13 protein-coding genes and 2 pseudogenes are annotated in these 16297 nt (G+C 52.9%); 7 read left to right on the top strand and 8 right to left on the bottom strand.

Going from position 1 to position 16297, the window contains the following annotated elements; translation table 11 throughout:
• From H5U36_03970 to H5U36_03960, 3 genes are all read left to right on the top strand, one after another.
• Positions 1-604, top strand: a 604-nt coding sequence (locus H5U36_03970) for a sugar ABC transporter permease (protein ID MBC7217320.1), incomplete at its 5' end; no start/stop codon positions are given.
• A 1-nt stretch (position 605) separates the two neighbouring features.
• Positions 606-1460, top strand: coding sequence for a carbohydrate ABC transporter permease (locus tag H5U36_03965; GenBank protein ID MBC7217319.1), 855 nt, complete (start codon positions 606-608; stop codon positions 1458-1460).
• Positions 1461-1494: 34 nt separating this feature from the next.
• A complete protein-coding gene (locus tag H5U36_03960; GenBank protein MBC7217318.1) occupies positions 1495-1947 on the top strand; it encodes a universal stress protein in 453 nt (150 codons plus the stop codon).
• Between the two features lie 38 nt (positions 1948-1985).
• Here H5U36_03960 and H5U36_03955 read toward each other — a convergent pair.
• The 6 genes and pseudogenes from H5U36_03955 to H5U36_03930 form a co-directional block, all read right to left on the bottom strand.
• A pseudogene (locus H5U36_03955) lies at positions 1986-2844 on the bottom strand (2-oxoacid ferredoxin oxidoreductase).
• Positions 2828-4154: pseudogene (locus tag H5U36_03950) on the bottom strand (2-oxoacid:acceptor oxidoreductase family protein). Before H5U36_03950 ends, H5U36_03955 begins: the two co-directional pseudogenes overlap by 17 nt.
• 56 nt (positions 4155-4210) lie before the next feature.
• Positions 4211-5002 (bottom strand): mechanosensitive ion channel family protein, encoded by a 792-nt coding sequence (locus H5U36_03945; GenBank protein MBC7217317.1) that lies wholly within the window; start codon positions 5000-5002, stop codon positions 4211-4213.
• Entirely contained in the window at positions 4986-8285 is a 3300-nt protein-coding gene (gene carB, locus H5U36_03940; GenBank protein MBC7217316.1) for a carbamoyl-phosphate synthase large subunit, read from the bottom strand. Before carB ends, H5U36_03945 begins: the two co-directional genes overlap by 17 nt.
• On the bottom strand, positions 8278-9357 hold the full coding sequence (gene carA, locus H5U36_03935; GenBank protein MBC7217315.1) for a glutamine-hydrolyzing carbamoyl-phosphate synthase small subunit: 1080 nt from the start codon (positions 9355-9357) through the stop codon (positions 8278-8280). Before carA ends, carB begins: the two co-directional genes overlap by 8 nt.
• 15 nt (positions 9358-9372) lie before the next feature.
• The gene (locus H5U36_03930) at positions 9373-10686 is read right to left on the bottom strand and encodes a B12-binding domain-containing radical SAM protein (protein MBC7217314.1); all 1314 of its coding nucleotides are present in this window, start codon (positions 10684-10686) and stop codon (positions 9373-9375) included.
• 59 nt (positions 10687-10745) lie between these two features.
• Here H5U36_03930 and H5U36_03925 point away from each other — a divergent pair, with 59 nt between their 5' ends.
• Together H5U36_03925 and H5U36_03920 are read left to right on the top strand one after the other, a co-directional pair.
• Entirely contained in the window at positions 10746-11993 is a 1248-nt protein-coding gene (locus H5U36_03925) for a nodulation protein NfeD (GenBank protein MBC7217313.1), read from the top strand.
• Positions 11990-12736: a slipin family protein gene (locus H5U36_03920; protein MBC7217312.1), complete on the top strand. Its 747-nt coding sequence runs from the start codon at positions 11990-11992 to the stop codon at positions 12734-12736. Before H5U36_03925 ends, H5U36_03920 begins: the two co-directional genes overlap by 4 nt.
• Here the strand turns inward: H5U36_03920 and H5U36_03915 are convergent.
• The gene (locus tag H5U36_03915; GenBank protein MBC7217311.1) at positions 12720-13256 is read right to left on the bottom strand and encodes a flavin reductase family protein; all 537 of its coding nucleotides are present in this window, start codon (positions 13254-13256) and stop codon (positions 12720-12722) included. The genes H5U36_03920 and H5U36_03915 overlap by 17 nt on opposite strands.
• A gap of 30 nt (positions 13257-13286) precedes the next feature.
• On the opposite strand from H5U36_03915, the gene H5U36_03910 reads away from it, so the two are divergent.
• A complete protein-coding gene (locus H5U36_03910; GenBank protein ID MBC7217310.1) occupies positions 13287-14138 on the top strand; it encodes a radical SAM protein in 852 nt (283 codons plus the stop codon).
• On the opposite strand, the gene H5U36_03905 is transcribed toward H5U36_03910, so the two are convergent.
• Complete coding sequence (locus H5U36_03905; GenBank protein ID MBC7217309.1) at positions 14128-15255, bottom strand: HD-GYP domain-containing protein; 1128 nt, start codon at positions 15253-15255, stop codon at positions 14128-14130. The two genes, H5U36_03910 and H5U36_03905, sit on opposite strands and share 11 nt — an antisense overlap.
• 76 nt (positions 15256-15331) lie before the next feature.
• On the opposite strand from H5U36_03905, the gene H5U36_03900 reads away from it, so the two are divergent.
• A complete protein-coding gene (locus tag H5U36_03900; protein MBC7217308.1) occupies positions 15332-16186 on the top strand; it encodes a hypothetical protein in 855 nt (284 codons plus the stop codon).
• The last annotated feature ends 111 nt before the right edge of the window (positions 16187-16297 follow it).

Genomic DNA, 16297 nt, shown 5'->3' with positions numbered 1-16297 from the left:
CCTTGCGTACATCTTGAGTGAGCGAATCCGCTTTCGAAATTTCTTCAGGGTACTTTTTCTCCTTCCCATGGCAGCACCACCTATTGCTGTTGCTTTCATGTGGCGGATGCTCCTTAATCCCGATGCAGGTATTGTGGTGAGAATCCTCAACGCTTTAGGCTTCAACATGGTCCGCTGGCTTACAGATGCCCGCCTTACTCCTTTTGTCCTTATGGTTGTGGATATCTGGGAGTGGACTCCTTTCATGTTCCTTGGACTCCTTGCTGCTATGCAGTCCCTCCCTGTGTCGCTCTATGACGCCGCTCAGGTTGATGGCGCTTCTCGCGCCCAGAGTTTTTGGTTCATCACCTTTCCTCTCCTTCTCCCTATAATGGTAACCCTTGTTCTCTTGCGGGCTATAGACGCCTTTAAGCTCTTCGAGCTTGTCTTTGGCATTACTGGTGGGGGTCCGGGAACAAGCACCGAGTCCCTCTCCTACTACACGTACACCGTAGGTTTCCAGTACTTCGATTTGGGGTACGCCTGTGCGCTTTCGTGGGTTTTCCTCCTCATTGTTCTTGTTATGGCCAATTTCCTCCTCCAGAGACTCCGCAGGGGGACGTGAGATGAGGCGAAAGAAAAAGATTGAGGGTTTCTTTGTGGTGGCGTGGGTTGTTATCCTGCTCTTCTCGGTGTGGACCGTTTTCCCTTTCTTTTGGGGAGTTATTACCTCTTTTAAGTCACCAGGGGAGCAGTACACCTCTGCCTTCCTGCCTTTTGCACAGTTTCGGCCTTCAACGTATGCCTGGCAGGTCGTCCTCGGGCAGGCAGAAGGAGAGAGAACGCGCCAGGGGTTGCGAAACAGCGTTCTCGTTTCCTCTCTGAGTTCTCTCCTTGTCCTCTTTTTGGGGTCTTTTGCAGGTTATGCCCTTACCCGTTTTCGGTTCCACCGCTGGAAGAACAGGGATATCGCCAGCTGGATACTCTCAAACCGAATGTTCCCCCCTATTGCCGTTGCTATCCCCTTTTTCCTCGTCATGCGGACCCTGAGGCTTCTTGACACCCTTCCGGCCATCATCATGGCGCATACCGTTTACAACCTGCCTCTTGCTATTTGGCTCATGATGGATTTCTTTCGAGAACTCCCCGAAGAGGTGGAGGAAGCTGCGCTCATCGATGGGTGCTCTCCTTTTCAGGCCTTCTTCCGTGTTGCTCTCCCTCTTTCTCTACCTGGGGTTGTTGCGGTGTACATTTTGTGCTTCATTTTCTCCTGGAACGAGTTCCTCTTTGTCGTGACCCTTTCGTACCGGAAGACCATGACCATGCCGGTCGTTATTGCAGGAACTCTAACGGTGCGGGGTCTTGACTTCTGGAAGGTTTCTGCGCTGTCACTCCTTGCCATCGCTCCACCGGTGATTCTTGCGGCTCTTACTTCACGTTTCCTCATTCGTGGCTTAACTCTTGGCGCCATTAAGGAGTGAGAATGCAGTGGCGAAAATCACGGGAGGTGAAGGCATGCAGGTACAACACATTCTTGTGCCCACCGATTTTTCTCCCTTTTCGGACCTTGCCATTCGGGTTGCTGCATCTTTTCGGGAGCGTTTCCAGTCCCGGATTACGCTCCTTCATGTGCTCACGCCTCTTGAAGCCGATGCCTTGACGTCGCAGCCTGGCAATCCTTGGGAGAACGTCGTTCTGAAAATCCAGAACGATATGGTGCAAGAGGTAGAAAAGAACGTCCCTTCTCCCTTACCCGAAGGCGTGCTGCAACTTTCAGTTGTGGTTGGAGAGCCGGCGGAAGAAATCGCTCGTTTTGCCGAGGAGAACAGAGTCGATCTCATTGTCATGGGAACCCATGGGCGGACAGGCCTTGCAAGTATTCTCTTGGGGAGCGTAACCGTTGGGGTCATAAAGCGAACCTGCATTCCTGTAATGGTCGTTAAGTGTCCTGAAGGACTCAGAGGATAATTCCAAGACCCGGATAAATCCGGGTCTTGGGTTAGGACCTATAGGAATTTGGCGAGTTCCTTCTGGAGGACTTCCTCAAAAACCCTCCTTTCGAAGAGGTCTCGGCGTTTTGAGGCTCGTTGCTCAATTTTATCTCCGTAAGTTGGTCGAGGGTTCACGTAGAGGACGCCGAGAGGAATCCGCTCTCCCCACTCGAGGCTTTTCTGGAAAGCGGCAAGCTGGTCGGAAGGGTTGTAATCCTCACCGAGGTAATAGATTCTTTCTCTGTACCAGCTGTAGGTGTTCACGCGGTTGAAAGTAACGCACGGTTGAAGGATGTCAACAAGGGCGAAACCGCGAAAGGTGATGGCTTTTTTGAGAATGCCCTTGAGGCCTTCAATATCTCCGGCAAAGGCACGGGCAACAAAGCCTGCCCCCTGGGATATGGCTAAGCTCAGGGGATTCAAGGGGCGTGAGAGATTCCCCCCAGGGTTGGGCTTTGGTGGGAAAACCTTCCTCTGAGGTTGGAGAAGCTTGACCCTTGGTGAGACCGTACACTTGGTTGTTGTGGACGAGAACGGTAATATCGGGATTTCTTCGAATAGCATGGAGGAGGTGGTTGCCTCCCTCCCCGTACATGCATCCGTCTCCCGATTCGGCGATGACGATGAGTTCTGGTCGCACTGCTTTTATCGCAAAGGCTACGGGTATGTTCCTTCCGTGAAGTCCGTTGAAAACGTTGACCTTGAGGTGGTGAGGGGCCTTTGCCGCTTGGCCTATTCCGGAAACAAGAACCACATCCTGAGGCTTATATCCGAGCTCTTCAAGCGTCTCCTTGAGTGCCCGGAGAATGCCGAAATTCCCACACCCGGGACACCAGGCAATTTCTACTTGAGGAGAATCAAAAAGATCCGCCATGGGTAAGTACCTCCTCTACCGTATCGACGAGTTCCTCCACGAGGAACGGAAGGCCGTCGTACCGGCAAATCCTTTTGGGGAATGGGAGAAGAGTTTCTCTTGAGAGGAGCATTGCGAGCTGTCCGGTGAAGTTGTGCTCAACGACTATGGGATTTGGGAGATTTGCAAGGAAATCCCGCAGCCCCTCTGGAAGAGGATAGAGATCGGTGAAATGAACGACTCCCACATCCTTTCCTCTCCCTTTCAGTTCCTTTTGAGCCTCAAGGAGCACTCCCCAGGTCGAACCCCACCCGATGAGGGTAGCGTCTTTCCCAGGTGTGGAAAAGGGGATACGCATTTCTTTCCGCATCAGCTCGAGCTTTTTCATCCTTTTTTCCTGCATTACTTTCCGAATGGAGAGATCCTCGGTGAGGTGGCCGAATTCATCATGTTCGTCACTGTCGGCAACGACGAGATGTTCACCTCCTGGAAGGAGTCGTGGAGAGACACCATCTGGTGTGAGGGCGTAACGCCTGTACGGTATGGCAATCGTTTCAGGAGGAAAAGGTCGACTGGGGTACTCTGTAACTGTTAGGCTTTCGTATGTCCACTTTGTGTCGGCAAGGTACTGATCGCTGAGGATAATGGCAGGAACCTGGTACTTTTCGGCGAGGTTAAAAGCCCGGATGACGGTATTGAGGGCGTCTTCGGGGTCTTTTGGAGCAAAGACGAATCGGGGGAACTCATCATGAGAAGCATGGATGACAAAGAGTAAATCCCCCTGGCCGGTGCGGGTCGGAAGTCCAGTGCTTGGTCCAGGACGCTGGGCGTCGACGACAACGATGGGGGTTTCAGTCATCCTGTTGAGGGTGTCATGGGGTACGCACTGTAGAAGGTGCATCCAGCAAGAAGTGCCCCAAGGCCAAGGGCTTCGTTGCCGCTCAGGAGGTACTTTGGGGTGGAGTCAGAAGGTAGAAGAAAATGCTCTGGAAGGTTGAGGTTTTTCGCGACTTCTGCTCCATACTTTAGACCCGGTCCTTTGCCCTTCCAACAACAATGCCTCCTTGTCGGACTTCATCAACGTGGCGGTGGTATGTCTCCTCGGTGAGGCAAACGAGGATATCGATGGTCCTTTGTGCTCCTGAGAATTGCCGGTTCCCAGCGCGAAGGAGAGTAAACGTGTGACCTCCCCGGATTCTTGACTCGTAGCTCTGCACGGAGAATACGTAGTATCCGCTCCGGGTAAGGACAGTGGAAAGGATACCGGAAACGGTCTGCACTCCCTGCCCCGCGGCACCGCCGATTTTGATACTGACGCTGCGATCCGTCATATTACCCCCCTCACTTTTTCTAAAGAGAACCAGAAATGCCTTTCCTTCTTCCCGGCTCAATGTTTGATGATGACCGTGTACTTTGGGTAGGGGATCTCAATGTTTTCGGCGTCAAAGGCTTTTTTGATGGCATACAGGAGCTCTCTTTCGGCGTCCCAGTGCTTGTTGGGGGGAACCTCAACCATGACCCGCAGGACAACTCCAGAACTTTCAAGGCGAACAACCCGCTGAATGGTAGGTGAACCAAGAAAGAGGTCGGGACGAAGACTCTGATACTCGGCAACGACTCTCCGGAGAACCTCCACTGCTTTATCGATGTCGGCCTCGTAGGCAATGCTCACCTCAACCACAGCTCGGCTGAAGCCCCGGTTGTAGTTCACAATTCGGGAGATTTCCCCATTTGGGATGGTCACTAAAGCGCCTGAGAAGGTGCGAAGCCTTGTAACCCGCAGGCCTATCTCTTCCACCGTTCCGGTGATATCCCCGATTTGCACGATGTCACCTACCGAGAGGCTGTCTTCGAAAATGAGGAAGAGCCCGGTGAGAATGTCGCGGACAAGGGTCTGAGCCCCAAAACCGACCGCAATCCCCACGACTCCTGCACCGGCAAGAATTGCTGTGGCATTGACACCGACTTCTTGGAGAATCAGAATGAGAGCGAAGAACACGACAATGTACGTAATGATACTGTGAGCAAGGGAAAGGAGTGTTCCAAGCTTTCGTGTTTGTGGAACCTTCAGGCGCTTTGCGAGGAGGCTTCGAAGGATGAAACGGCTCGAATAGACTGTCCCCCAGGAAATGCCGAGGATGAGTGCTATTCGAAGGCCTTTCTCAAGGAGATGGTTCACCCAGGGCCACCGGCTCCTCTCTTCGGAGGCTCATGGACAACCCGTACATCTCCCGAACCTCCTTGTGGTATTCCTGAATGGAAAGAATGGACATTTTTCCGGTTTTGAGACGCTCTATGGCATAGACAGTTGCTTCTGCTCCAGAAAGTGTTGTAACACAGGGAACATCGCGTATGATGGCTTCCTTTCGAATGACGCTGCTCTCTTTTTGGGCTTTCCCTCCTGAAGGGGTGTTGATGATGAGCTGTATCTCTCGATTCTTAATCATGTCGACGATATTTGGCCTTCCCTCGCCAACCTTCTTTACCACCTCTACCGGAATGCCGTTGTTGCTCAGGACCTTTGCTGTGCCCTTTGTGGCGACAATCCGAAAGCCGAGCTCGTGGAGCTTCTTGGCAAGGAATATGACCCCTCGCTTGTCCCGGTTCTTCACGCTGATGAACACCGTTCCCTCAAGAGGTAGATAGGACTGGGCAGCAATCTGCGATTTTGCGTAGGCCATTCCAAAGTCCCTGTCGATGCCCATGACCTCTCCTGTGGAGCGCATTTCAGGTCCAAGGACCGGATCGACTCCGGGGAATCGGCGGAAGGGGAAGACCGATTCCTTAACGGCAAAGTATGGAATTTCCACTTCCTTTGTAAGGCCAATGTCCCGGAGTTTGCGCCCAGCCATTACCTGAGCGGCAAGACGGGCGAAAGGAATGCCGGTGGCCTTACTCACGAAGGGAATGGTTCGGGATGCCCGGGGATTCACTTCAAGAACGTAAATCTCGTTGTCTTTCACTGCGTACTGCACGTTCATGAGTCCCACGACCTTGAGTTCTCGAGCCAGGGAGTAAGTGTACCTCTTCACTTCTTCGATGATGTCATCGCTCAGAGAAAAGGGGGGGATGACGCAGGCACTGTCGCCAGAGTGGATCCCTGCTTCTTCGATGTGTTCCATAATCCCCGCTACGATTGTGAGTTCTCCATCACTGATGGCGTCTACATCGATTTCGATGGCGTCTTCGAGGAACTCATCGATGAGCACTGGTCGTCCCGGAGAAACTTCCACAGCCTGAGAAATGAATTCCTCGAGCTCCTCTTCGCTGTAAACGATTCTCATGGCTCGTCCTCCAAGGACGTATGAGGGACGAACCATGACGGGGTAACCAATGCTCTGAGCCACTTTCCTTGCTTCTTCGAAGGATGTGGCTACACCGTTGCGAGGTTGCCGAAGGCCCAAACGCTTGATGAGTTCTTTGAACCGATCCCGGTCTTCGGCAATATCTATGCTTTCGGGGGACGTGCCGAGGATTGGGACACCGGCTCGTTCCAAGTCCTTCGCAAGGTTGAGAGGGGTTTGTCCACCAAGCTGAAGAATGACCCCCTCGGGACGTTCTTTTTCAACAATATTGAGGACATCTTCGATGTAGAGAGGTTCAAAGTAGAGCTTATCAGACGTGTCGTAGTCTGTACTCACCGTTTCAGGGTTGCTGTTCACCATGATGGTTTCGTACCCCAAGTCCTGGAGCCCCCAGGTTGCGTGGACACAGCAGTAATCGAACTCGATTCCCTGGCCAATGCGATTTGGTCCTGCTCCAAGGATGACGACTTTCCTCCGCGAGCTCGGGTTAGCCTCGCACTCCTCCTCGTAGGTGGAGTAGTAGTACGGGGTTTCGGCTTCGAATTCGGCAGCGCATGTATCGACCTGCTTGTACACGGGCTCGATCCCCATGGCTTTTCTAACCCTTCGGACTTCCCATTCATCGGCTCCGAGAAGACGAGCAATCTGCCGGTCAGAGAAGCCGAACTCTTTCGCCCTCCGGAGAAGATCCCTGTCCAAGGAGTGGAGCGAGGGAACCTTTTGGAGCTCTTTCTCCATCTCTACGATTTCTTCAATCTGACGGATGAACCAGGGGTCGATCTTTGACCATTCGTGAATTTCCCGGATGCTCATGCCCTCTTTCAGGGCCATTTTGATGTAGAAAATCCGCTCCGGGTTAGGCCGCGTCAGCTTCTCGTAGAGGATTTCCTTGCGCTTTGCCTTGGGGATTGACTCCCACCCTTTGATGTCCTCGAGTCCACACTTCCCTATCTCGAGAGAGCGGAGTCCTTTCTGGAGGGCTTCCTTGAAGTTTCGCCCGATGGCCATCGTTTCCCCAACGCTTTTCATGGAGATGCCAAGGTACGGCCCGGCTTCCGGGAATTTCTCAAAGGTGAAGCGAGGAATCTTAACGACGCAGTAGTCGAGAGCGGGTTCAAAACAGGCAGGGGTCTTTTTGGTTATGTCGTTGGGGATTTCATCGAGAGTGTACCCTACGGCGAGCTTAGCAGCGATTTTCGCGATGGGGAAACCCGTTGCCTTTGAGGCTAAGGCAGAACTCCGGGAAACTCGGGGGTTAATCTCGATAATGACCATCCGACCGTTTTCGGGATTCACAGCAAACTGAATGTTGCACCCCCCGGTATCCACGCCAATTTCCCGGATAGCCCGGATGGCGTAATCCCGCATTTTCTGGTACTCCTCATCGGTGAGCGTTTGTGCCGGTGCCACGGTGATGCTATCCCCGGTGTGGACCCCCATAGGATCGAGGTTTTCGATGGAGCAGATGATTACGACGTTGTCTTTGCCATCACGCATGACTTCGAGCTCGTACTCTTTCCATCCAATAACCGATTCTTCGATGAGGATTTCCCGGATCATACTGCTGTCAAGGGCTCGTTGAGCGAGTTCCTCGAATTCTTCGATGTTGTACGCAATGGCTCCTCCAGTTCCTCCGAGAGTGAAACTCGGTCGAATGACCAGGGGGAAACCGATTTCCCGGGCAACCTCAAGGGCCTCCCTGAGATTATAGGCCTGGCCACTTCGGGGAACATCAATGCCGATTTTCATCATGGCCTCTTTGAAGAGCTTTCGGTCCTCTGCTTTTTCAATTGCTTCGGGAGAAGCTCCGAGAACCTTGACCCCGAACCGCTCGAGTACTCCTCGCCTTTTGAGCTGAACGGTGAGATTCAGTGCTGTTTGTCCTCCAAGGGTGGGCAGGAGAGCATCGGGTCGCTCCCGCTCGATGATGCTCTCTAAGACTTCAGGCACAAGGGGTTCTATGTACGTTCGATCGGCCATTTCTGGGTCCGTCATAATGGTCGCGGGGTTACTGTTCACAAGGATGACTTCGTACCCTTCACTCTTTAAGGCCTTGCATCCCTGGGTTCCCGAGTAGTCAAACTCACACGCCTGGCCTATGACTATAGGACCGGAGCCGATGATGAGAATCCTTTTGATATCCGTCCGCTTAGGCACGGCACTCCTCCACCATCCTTATAAAGCGGTCAAAAAGGTAGGTTGTGTCATGGGGGCCAGGACGAGCTTCCGGATGGAACTGCACCGAGAAGATGGGAAGCTCTCGGTGGGCGATACCTTCAAGGGTATGGTCGTTCAGGTTCAGGTGGGTGATTTCCACCGTATCCGGCAGGGTGTCTACCTCGACCGCGAACCCATGGTTTTGCGTGGTGATGGCTACCCATCCGGTTCGGAGGTCCTTTACCGGATGATTTCCCCCGTGGTGGCCAAACTTGAGCTTGAAGGTTTTGGCTCCCAGGGCTTGAGCGATGACCTGGTGTCCAAGGCAGATACCGAACACCGGAACCCTTCCAATCACCTTTCGGGCAAATTCCACAACGTAAGGTAGGGCTGCGGGATCACCAGGACCGTTTGAGAGGAGAATACCATCAGGTTTTTCTTTCAGTATTTCCTCAGCCTGGGTGAAAGCGGGATACACGACAACGCGGCAGCGGCGCTTTGCAAGCTCCCTCAGGATGCCGAACTTCACGCCACAGTCAAGAACCGCAATCGTGTATATCCCTTCCTCACTCCACACGTAGGGCTTTCGGGTGGTCACCTTTTGCACCAAATCCTGCCCGGTCATTTCGGGGATTTGTCGTGCTTTCTCCACGAGGGATTCGGGGTTAAGATCGATGCAGGACATCACTGCTCGCATGGCGCCTTTTTCTCTGATGTGGCGTGTGAGGGCCCGAGTATCGATGCGTTCAAGACCCATGATTCCGTGGCGCCTCAAGTAGTCATCGAGGCTTTCCTTTGCCCTCCAGTTGCTGTAGAGGGAGCTCTTTTCTCGTACGATGAAGCCTTCCACCTGGGGCTTGGTTGATTCCACGTCTTCCTCGTTCACGCCGTAGTTCCCGATGAGCGGATAGGTCATGGTGACAATCTGCCCTTTATACGAGGGATCGGTGAGGATTTCCTGGTAGCCGGTCATGCTGGTGTTGAAAACGACTTCTCCACTTACCTCTCCCAGAGCCCCAAAGGCGTAGCCCCAGAAAACCCGTCCATCTTCTAAGGCAAGCAGAGCCTTCACGGTAACACCCTCTGCCTAATATACCACACCTGTCAAGGGGTCCAAGTTCTCTTTTGGGACGCTTTTGGGGTGCGCAGCCACCCAGTGGTAGTAGAGGCTTGCGGGAAGAAAGTAATGGAGGTAGCGCCAGTTCCGAAGAAGCCTTTTTGCGATACGGGGGAGGGAGTAGAATTCTCGAAAGACGAAGTTGTAGCCTTCCTGGAGCTCCTCAGGAGTCATTTTTGCTGGCTGGTACACAACGTGGGCAAAGTCGTACTTTGACCAATCGAAGGAAAAGATACGACCTTCGGATTTGAGCTTTTCGAAGACCTCCGTTCCCGGAAGAGGTGTGAGAACAGAGAATTGGGCAAAGTCAATCTTTGTGTCCTCGATGAACTGGAGGGTACGACGGAAAACCGTAACGTCATCCTCATCGAATCCAAAAACAAAAGAACCGATGACCATGATGCCGTACCTGTGGAAACGTTCGATGAGTTTCCGGTACTGGTCAACCCGGTGAAAGGACTTGTGCATATCTTTCAAATTCTCCTCGTTCACCGACTCAAATCCCACAAAGAGGGCAATGCACCCACTCTGGGCAGCAAGTTGCAGGAGGTTTTCGTCTTCTGCCATACGAAGGGTGCCTTGGCTCACCCATTTCCTCTTCAGGGGGATGAGGGCCCTGAAGAGTTCTTTTGAGTATGCGGGGTTTCCCACGATGTTGTCGTCGAGGAAACCGATTATCCGGGAAGAGTACTGCTTGATTTCCTCGACGACCTCCTCAACCGGACGGTGGCGGTATTTCCTCCCCATGAAGGTGGAAACGGAACAGAACCCACAGGCATGGGGGCAACCTCTCGTGGTCTGGAAAACGTGCTTGAGGAGGTATCTTCCCCGGAGAAGGTCAAGACGAGAATGGGGGAGTCCGGAAAGGGACGGAAAATCATTTCGCCGGTAGAACGGTTGCAGCTGCCCTCGCTCGCAATCCTCAAGAAGCTTCTCCCAAATACCCTCTGCTTCCCCGATAACGACGCTGTCTGCATGTTCTTTGGCTTCTTCGGGGAGGGCTGTGGGATGAATACCCCCAAGCACCACCTTTATGCCCCGTCTCCTGAACTCATCGGCAATCTGGTAAGCGCGAATTGCGGTTGCGCTCATAACTGTAATTCCCACAAGGTCGTAGGGTTCGTCGAAGTCTATGTCTTCGACGCGTTCATCGATGATGCGAACCTCATGATGTGCCGGCGTGAGGGCAGCAATGAGTGGGAGGCTCGCTTGGGGGAAGGGAACGTACCAGGCCTTTTTCCGGTGTGGTGCATTCGGTTCTGGAGCAACAAGGAGAATCCTCAAAGAACAACCCCCTTTGTAAGTCTTGTGTCATTATACCTCACCTCCTGAGGAATTGAAAATTGTGCTACAATGAGATTGTGGCAAAGATTTTGGGGATGATTGTTCTCACAGCGGTTTTTGTGCTGAGTCCTTCTCTCTCCTGGGCCCAGAACGTCCTCGGGGGAAGGATTGTAGGCATCATTACTCCCGTTATGGGGGAGTTTGTGAGCCGGGTTCTTGAGAGGGCTGTGCAGGAGAAAGCGCAGGCGGTCCTTTTTCTCCTTGACACCCCCGGTGGCCTTGAGGAGTCCATGCGGGGCATTGTTCGGAAGATCCTCCAGTCTCCGGCCCCCGTTGTTGTCTACGTTTACCCTCCGGGTGCCCGTGCAGCCTCAGCGGGGAGCTTTATAGTTCTTGCTGCTCATCACGCCTTCATGAGTCCGAATACCACCATAGGAGCGGCTCATCCTGTGACCGTCGAGGGACAGGCGGTGAGTGAAAAAATCGTTAACGACGCCGCTTCGTTTGCTCGTTCCCTTGCCACAAGCCGGAACCGCAATCCTGAAATCGCAGAGAAAATGGTTCGTGAAAGCCTCTCCCTTACCGAGAAGGAAGCCCTTGAGAAGGGTCTCATCGATGGGGTTTGTTCCTCCCTGGAGGAGGTGCTCGAAGCATTTGGAGCTTCTGGAGCATCTATTACATGGGTGGAGATGGGGGGAAAGGAGAAATTTCTCCAGTTCCTCGTTAACCCCAATCTGGCTTACATTTTTCTGGTTCTGGGAGTGCTCGGATTGATTTTTGAGCTTTCAAATCCGGGAGCCATCGTTCCGGGAGTTTTTGGAAGCATTCTCCTTCTTCTCTCCCTGTACGCCTTTTCTCTTCTTCCCACGAACTGGAGTGGCATTGTACTCCTTTTTCTTGGTTTCCTCTTCTTGGTTCTTGATATTCTCGTTACTCCTGGAATCGGGGTGCTCACCGCTGGAGGTGCGCTTGCCCTTCTTCTGGGCTCGGTTATGGTGTTTGCGCCTCAAGGGGCGATTCGAATCCCTCTTGGGCTTATAGCTGCTGTTGTGGGAAGTGTTGTGGCTTTCTTTGTCTTTGCTCTTGCCATGGCTTTCCGAGTTCACCGAAAGAAGATCACAACCGGTCTTGAGTCCATGGTTGGGAAAACCGGTGTTGCACGGGAGGATTTCTCTCTTGAAGGATTTGTAGTGGTAGACGGGGAACTCTGGTGGGCGCGAACACAGGTACCCCTCCGTAAGGGGGATAAAGTGGTTGTCCTCAGGAAAGAGGGAACAACGCTCATTGTGGATAAAAAGGAGGGATGAATGTGGTTTTTGTGGGAACTATCATCATTATTGCGCTCATTTTTCTTCTTGCTGCCATCCGGGTGGTACGGGAATATGAGCGGGGAGTCATTTTCCGTTTAGGTCGGCTTGTGGGGGCGAAAGGTCCAGGGCTCTTTTTCATCGTTCCTTTCATCGACCAACTCGTGAAAGTCGACCTTCGAGTGGTCACCATGGATGTGCCAAAGCAGGAGCTCATTACTCGGGACAATGTCCCGGTCACGGTGGACGCGGTGGTGTACTTTCGAGTCATGAATCCAGAGGATGCGGTGACCAAAGTTGAAAATTACATCACCGCCACATCCCTCATTTCCCAGACGACCCTGCGTAGTGTCGTTGGGCAATCAGAGCTTGATGAGCTCCTCATCCATAGGGATAAGATCAACGAGTCTCTTCAGCGGATCATCGATGAGAAAACGGACCCATGGGGTATAAAGGTTTCTGCAGTGGAAATTAAGGAGGTTACGCTCCCTGAAGAGCTCAAGAGGGCCATGGCCCGCCAGGCAGAAACGGAGAGGGAACGGCGGGCCAAGATTATCAACGCAGAGGGCGAATTCCAGGCGGCAGAGAAACTCTCCCAGGCGGCACGGATTATCGCTGAAAATCCCATCGCCTTGCAGCTTCGGTACCTTCAGACTCTGAGTGATATTGCTGCTGAGAATGCGACAACCATCGTGTTCCCTCTTCCCATCGAACTCCTCGAAGTGTTCAAGAAGAAAGAGTGACATCGATTCGTTTCCAGGAAGCCTGAATCTCCCCAAAGTACACGGTGTGGTAGTCACCACTTCCATAGTAGGTTTCCTGAATCGGGGTTGCTAAGCTCTCCGGTTTGACAGAGGTTTTGGCAACCACTATGCACTGGAAACTTGCGATGCATTCGGCAATTGAGGGAATGGGGAATGCTCCGAGGTGTACGGGAGTAAGGCCGCAGGAAGCGAATTTATCCACGGCGCGTCCGGAGTACTTTCCGCAGTCTGCCACTGCCTTGGTGAGATCCCGAGAAGGAACGTTGACGGTGAAAAGAGGGTTTTCTTCAAGGAGAGAATGGGTGAAACGGGATGGGCGCACGAGCACTGTGGCTATTGGTTTTCCCCACACGATGCCGAAAGTGACCCACCCGATGGTCATGACGTTAGGTTTCGGGCTCTCCTTTCCTTGGGTAACAAGGAGGAGTCCTCCGACGTTACTGAGCACACGCAGTGCCTGGGTGTGGAGCTCTTCCCAAAGGACTCTCTCAAAATTCATGGTATCGCCTCCTTATGGGGGGTTTTCCCTATGCGGATACTGCGTTTCTTTGACCCCTGGAAGGGGGAATTGTGTACCTGTCCCCCTAAGTACACCTTGAACCCGTACACGGGTTGCGCCCACCGTTGCCTATACTGTTACATATCCTCGTTCATCCCCCGAGCTTTTGAAGTCCGGGAAAAGCCACCATTTCTCCGTGCCCTCGCCAGGGATCTGGAAGAGTGCGATAGAAATCTCTACCTGTCCCTGTCCAACTCATCGGATCCCTACCCTCCCCTGGAAAAGGAACGAAGGCTCACGAGAAAGGTTCTTGAGCTCTGCCGCGATGCCCAAATGCCAGTCCTTGTGGTTACGAAGTCTTCCCTCGTCCTTGAGGATCGGGACCTCCTCTCGGAAATGCAGGCTGTGGTCAGTATAACCATTACAACCCTTGACGAGGAGAAAGCCCGACTCCTTGAGCCCGGTGCGCCTCCACCTCGGGAAAGAGTTGCTACCTGTGCTCTTCTTGCCCAGAAAGGGATTCCCGTTGTGCTCCGGGTGGACCCCATTATTCCCGGGATTAACGATTCTCCCGAAGAGTGGCTTCGGATTCTCCAGGCTACTGCTCCCTATGTAAGGCAAGTCATTGTTTCCACCTTGAAGCTCCGCTGGGATACGGGCAGCCGACTCCTCAGAGCCTTTCCCGAGATTCGCAGGACTCTCTCGCTCTACTCTGAGAAAAGGGGCAACAGTCTCTACCTTGAGAAGAATCTCCGCTTTGGCATTCTTTCCCGCTTTCGGGAGCTCGTCCACTCGCTGGGCCTTCCCTTCTCCACATGCCGCGAGGGCTTTCAAGAATTGAACGACTCCATCTGCGATGGGAGTGCTTTCCTCAATCGATGAGGTGTTCAATGTCTAAGGAAGTGAGATCCTCCTTTGTGTAGAAGTCCTCAAAGTTCTCTTCTACCGTCCCCACAATGGCCACGGTGAGCTCCTTCATGAGGTCGATGTCTCTTGGTTTTTCCAAGAGCTGTCCGCTGCAATCCCGAATGACCCGAACCACCGGACGAATGGGGAGGCCATCGTTCAAGCGGACCACCACGGCGATTTCTCCCGTGGTGAGGCGAACTGTCTCCCCCACAGGGTAGGGGGCAATATGCCGCACCATGGTGGTCACAACCTGGAGATCAAAAAGCCTTGAGGCATTCCCCATGAGGTACTCTAAGGCCTCTGCGTAGGAGAATCTCTTCCGGTAGGGACGGTCAACGGTGAGCGCATCGTACACATCGGCACAGGCACAGATACGGGAGAGGAAATGGATTTCTTCCCCTGAGAGCCCATAGGGGTATCCGGAGCCGTCGAGGCGCTCGTGGTGCTGGAGGGCGATGCGAATGCTCTCAGGTTCCTCAGGCACTCGCTCCGACATGAGTTCCGCCGACCAGAGAGAGTGCTTCTGTACAATTTCCCACTCTTCTTGAGAGAGGCGTGCTGGTTTGTTCAGGATTTCCAAGGGGACACGGATTTTCCCAAGATCGTGCATAAGGCTCCCCAGGGCAAGAACGCGCAATTGCTGCCGGGAAAGGCGCAGGAATTTCCCTATGAATACGCTCAGCGCAGCTACGTTCACGGAATGGGAGAAGACGGCATCATCGTGCTGCCTGAGCTGGATGAGGCTCACGACCGATTTTTTGGCGCTCAGCACCTCATCGATGATTTCATCAACGAGCCTCTTCAGAGGCTCGATAGCCTTCGCGTTCCCCTTGACAATCTGGTAGAACGATTCGTTGAGGGTGACGAGAGCCTGTCGGCGGATGTCATGGGAAATTGTTTCTTCAAGGTCAATATCGGCGAAACGGGGGTCGCGGATGTAGATGTACGCAAAACCTAACTCCTTGATTTTTCGGATTAGGCGGTCGTTGAGGCGTATACCTTCTCTGAGGAGGACCACGCCGTCGTCCCGAATGATAGGGTATCCTACGACCATTCCTGGCCTCAGGTGGTCTGTGGCAATTCGAATCATTGCTTCCTCCCTGTTCCGTTGCTTTCCTACACCTTTTTGTCTATTATACTGGTAAAAGGAGTGTGACGAAAGGACCTTGGTGAGCTGGCGTGAAAGTCTCAAGGAGGTAAAATTTCCGCTCTACGTTCTTCCTGCCCGTCTCTCAGGATGGTATGAGGATGGAGCGTGGGCTGTCTGTCCACCTTTGGATCTCAGAGAGATAGTAAGGGAACTTCGAGGGAGAGATTCCTTTGTTCTCCAGTGGGAACTCTACGCCCCTTTATCTTCCTCTCTCCTCAGCGAGGGTGAGGTAGAACATATTCTCGTTTCTTTGGAGAATTCTATTGATGAGTTCCTGTACCTTTTGTCCTTCTACGAGAAGCTTGCTCGGAATTACCGGTTCATGTTCTCTTTATGTCTTGTGGCGTACATTATCGGGCTTCTCAGCGTGAACACCTGGTGGTTTATCTGGTTCCGACAACCGTACCTTGCCCTGACGGGTATAGATAACTGGTGGAGGCGCAAGCGGTTTTTCCGTCTTACTCGGTGCAAGCTCCAAGGAATTTCCTGGGGTGAGGATACAAGGAGAAAAGAGGCCATTTCCGAGGCTTTTGCTTTCTTCCAGAGTCTTACTCCCGGTGATCCTGAGTACCTTGAAAAGATGATTGCCTTTGCAAGGGAAAGAGAGAAAGGAAACCCTGCCTTTTCCGAAATTCGCAGAGCTTACGAGTACTTGCGGAAGCGGGAAAAAGATAAGAGCTACCTTCTCAAGCGCATTCCCCATACCTCTTGGACAAAGGTGAAGCGTTTCTTCCTCGGAGATCTCCTTCTCATTCCCGAAGTTTTTGTGCCTTTTCTCTGTGTTCCTGTTCGGGATCTCTCCTCTGCCCTTACCTTGGAAATCCTGGAGGAGCAGAATGCCAAAGGTCGAGCTCTACAAACTGTTCAATAAGCGCGGGTACACGCTCTTTTCTCCCCGTCACCCCTTTTTCCCCGAAGGACGGTTCGCCCAGTACCTCCGCTCCTTCCACGGGGAACCGATGGAGATTCTCCTCCACGTGGA

Origin of the sequence: Candidatus Caldatribacterium sp. (assembly GCA_014359405.1) — a bacterium.
In the GTDB taxonomy this organism is placed as follows: domain Bacteria; phylum Atribacterota; class Atribacteria; order Atribacterales; family Caldatribacteriaceae; genus Caldatribacterium; species Caldatribacterium oleiphilum.
This window is presented reverse-complemented; position numbering and strand designations above follow the sequence as displayed.